Source organism: Actinobacillus minor NM305, from assembly GCF_000175195.1.
GTDB classification, from domain to species: Bacteria; Pseudomonadota; Gammaproteobacteria; order Enterobacterales; family Pasteurellaceae; genus Haemophilus_A; species Haemophilus_A minor.
Map to the genome: position 1 here is coordinate 1 of NZ_ACQL01000134.1, position 3,023 is coordinate 3,023.

3 protein-coding genes are annotated in these 3,023 nt (G+C 36.7%); 1 reads left to right on the forward strand and 2 read right to left on the reverse strand.

The features are described from left to right. Window positions 1-109 precede the first annotated feature (109 nt). A complete protein-coding gene (locus AM305_RS10025) occupies window positions 110-298 on the forward strand; it encodes a hypothetical protein (RefSeq protein WP_005825656.1) in 189 nt (62 codons plus the stop codon). Window positions 299-387: 89 nt separating this feature from the next. Here the strand turns inward: AM305_RS10025 and AM305_RS10030 are convergent, their stop codons facing one another. Then, window positions 388-1,923: a plasmid recombination protein gene (locus tag AM305_RS10030; protein ID WP_005825660.1), complete on the reverse strand. Its 1,536-nt coding sequence runs from the start codon at window positions 1,921-1,923 to the stop codon at window positions 388-390. 349 nt (window positions 1,924-2,272) lie between these two features. Beyond that, complete coding sequence (locus tag AM305_RS10035) at window positions 2,273-2,581, reverse strand: hypothetical protein (protein WP_005825662.1); 309 nt, start codon at window positions 2,579-2,581, stop codon at window positions 2,273-2,275. Window positions 2,582-3,023: the final 442 nt, after the last annotated feature.

Here is a 3,023-nt window from a genome sequence, read left to right on the forward strand (position 1 = left end):
TGTGTTTGAATGGCTTATAGCGTGTTTGCATGATTGCCGATTGCCAACACTAGCTGTAATGTTCATGCTAAGCCATTCATGCTATTTATAACTTAAAAGGAGCAACAGAATGAAAATCAAGATTAAATCTGACTTGAACGAGTATGTAATAACTTACACGCTTTTTTTTGATGGCGAAGTCGAAATGGTTTCTGGCGATTTGAGAGCGATAATGGAACGGATTTCACGTTTCTTTAGGACAAAAGAAATGAACGGTGCATTGCTTCACGTTAATATGGATTGTAATTTTAATATGTGATTTATAATAACTAACGCCCTACGGTTGTTGAATTCCTGCAAATGTTGCCAACAAGTGCCAACACTTGCAGGAATTGACATTTTACAGTGCTACATTCTCATTCTAGGGCGTTGAATGTTTGCCGAATCGTTCTTATATTCTTGCACAATTCTCACTCTTTCTTCGATAAATACTGCTTTTCGCTTTTCTCGCATTTCAGCTCTAATTTCCCTGATTTCATCTCTGCTGTTGGTTATAAGACCTTTTATACCTTCTACAAGCTCTTTTATTACTCGCTCTGCTCTAAATTCTTTTAAAATGTAATGCATTATCGTCTTTGGACTAGCAACGAGAGCTTCTCTAATGCTCGTGTATCTTCCGTATTGATTCTTAGGCGGTTGTTCTATAAATTCTCTTATCAAATTATCTGTTTTTGGTAAAGCTAAAACTTTCGATACACTCTCTTTCAGCCTTACACCAACTTTTGGATCTTGATAGAATTTATCTAATTCTTCCTGTAATAAATCCAAACGCTGTTGTAGAACCACGAGATTATTTTGCCCTGTCGGTTCAACGATTTTCGAATAAGGGTTGAAGTTGTGGCTTTCTAAACTTGACTTAACAATTTCTGCGTATTCCTCTGCATTTTGCTGAAAATGGTTATAGTATGGACCAATCAACTGCTGATTCAATTCATCTAAGTGTTTTTCCTTTTCCTCTTTTTCTCGACTTGCCTTAAGTTTATCCACTCTTTTCTTTAATTTTCCTTCGTAGATCAATCTTAGGTTCAATAAACGCTTTCTGTTGAATGTATCGATAAAAGCCCTTAATTCGCTCCCATTCGCTTCCTGAACGCTTTTTCCCATTATATCACGGCACATCAGCTCCACAGGGTTAAAATCTCGTGTACGCTCGTCTATGGCGTTTCTAGCGTATGTATCTTTAACCATTGCTTCCAATTCTTCCAAATTCTTTGTCTGAACTTCCGTTTTATATTTTTTTACCAGCCCTGAAAATTCTTTCAATTCGGTGTGCGTGGCTCTGTCTTTCTTGTTATGCTCGTGTAGTCCATATTTAGTGCCGATTTTTTGGTAAAACTCGTCTTGGAACTTCCCTAGCTCTGTTGGACCGTCAATGAACGCCTTGAAATTCGTTGTGTGGTTTCCCTTTGCGTTTTTCGTCACGCAAGCCATAAAGACATGGGCGTGGGGCGTGGTTTCGTCAAAGTGAAAATGGGAAGAAATGAAATTATCCGCACCAAATTTATCCATCAGCAACTGCACTCCGTCCTGTAAATACTGTATCTGCTGTTCCTTTGTCATTGCGTGTAAGGCTTCGGGGCTTGCAGATACGATGAATTCCGTAGCGTAAACAGCGTTGGAGCGTAACTTTTGCACCCTTTTATCTACCACTTTTTTTGCTTGTTCTCGCACCAATGCTTGTAACTTCTTCGGTGTGAATTCCACTTGTTTTGGTTTGCGGTCATCATTATTAACCCCGATAAAATGTAGATTTTCGTGTATGCGGTCTGCATTGACATTCATCGGTGTATGTAGCCTTGTTGCATGAGCGAGAAATGCCGATACTTCCTGTTTTGACCGTTTTGCCAATCGCAATACGTGGTAAATTCCTGCCTGTTCTGTCATATATGGTCCTTATGGTTATGCTGTTGATTTTGCCCTTTTTGCAAAAGGGTACTCACTACCCTTTTTCTACGAAAAAGACGTTCGCCCTACGGGGTTTTTTATAATGCTGATTGAAAGAAGTCCGTATGGCAATGCTTAGAGCGGTATTGTATCAAAAATGTTCAATTTTACAAATGAAGCATAGCTGTAGTAACACAACCTATACTGTGTCCCCACGTTACATCCCTTCCAATATTCTGTTACATGGCAAATATGCGTGGTTAAAATTTACACTAATTTTTATGCTAAAATGGGGTTCAAATTGGCGTGAGAATAGATAAAAAAAGGCAGTTAAATAACTGCCTTTTTCTTATTTTGATGATTCTTCTAACAATCTTTTTTTATAACGTTTTTCTAATGCTTTAACGCTATCAATGGTTCTCTCAAACATTCTTGCAATTTCTTCCCATGTTACATTAGCATCAGATTTTCTGAGTTTGTATATTTTCTCCCCTAAGTCAGTTGAGTTTATTCTCATTTCTTTTCTTGCTCTTGATATGTATGTTTCTAAACTACGTTCTGAAATCTCAAATCTTCTTAATAATTGCTCTTTTTCGTCTTGCGATAATGATTTTTTTAAATCATAGTTCTTTTTTATAAAGTCGATTGCTGCTGCCATATCGTCTTAGCGTTGGTTTCGCTATTAGTTTTTTCTACATTGAATTTGATTTTTATAGTGTTTTCAAGGGTTGGTGCATTAAAACTCTTGACATTTTCATTATTTTTTTGTAAAATTTTTGCCATATTATTTGAATATCTCTTGACTGTTGAAGTTTGCCGACCGATACAATCAAGAGATTTTTTTTGTTTAAAAAATGTGTTGGATAGAGTATCAGAAAAATTGAGTGCGTGTCAAACTCAATCCCCTTGTTTGTATATTTTTTGTGCAGATTCGTGTCATTACCGCAAAACTATAAGATAATTTATTCTGTTTTTTTCGCTTCTTACTTTTTGCTCACTTCTTGTACAATTAGTTTTAATTGCGTGTTTATTACTCATACCTAGCTAACTGCTTGTTTGGATAGCTTTGAGTGTGTTGGCATAGCTTTGTGTGTTTGGAT

Coding starts and splice junctions, on each gene's coding strand:
- AM305_RS10025 (WP_005825656.1), top strand. CDS start 110: ATGAAAATCAAGATTAAATCTGACTTGAACGAGTATGTAATAACTTAC.
- AM305_RS10030 (WP_005825660.1), bottom strand. CDS start 1,923: ATGACAGAACAGGCAGGAATTTACCACGTATTGCGATTGGCAAAACGG.
- AM305_RS10035 (WP_005825662.1), bottom strand. CDS start 2,581: ATGGCAGCAGCAATCGACTTTATAAAAAAGAACTATGATTTAAAAAAA.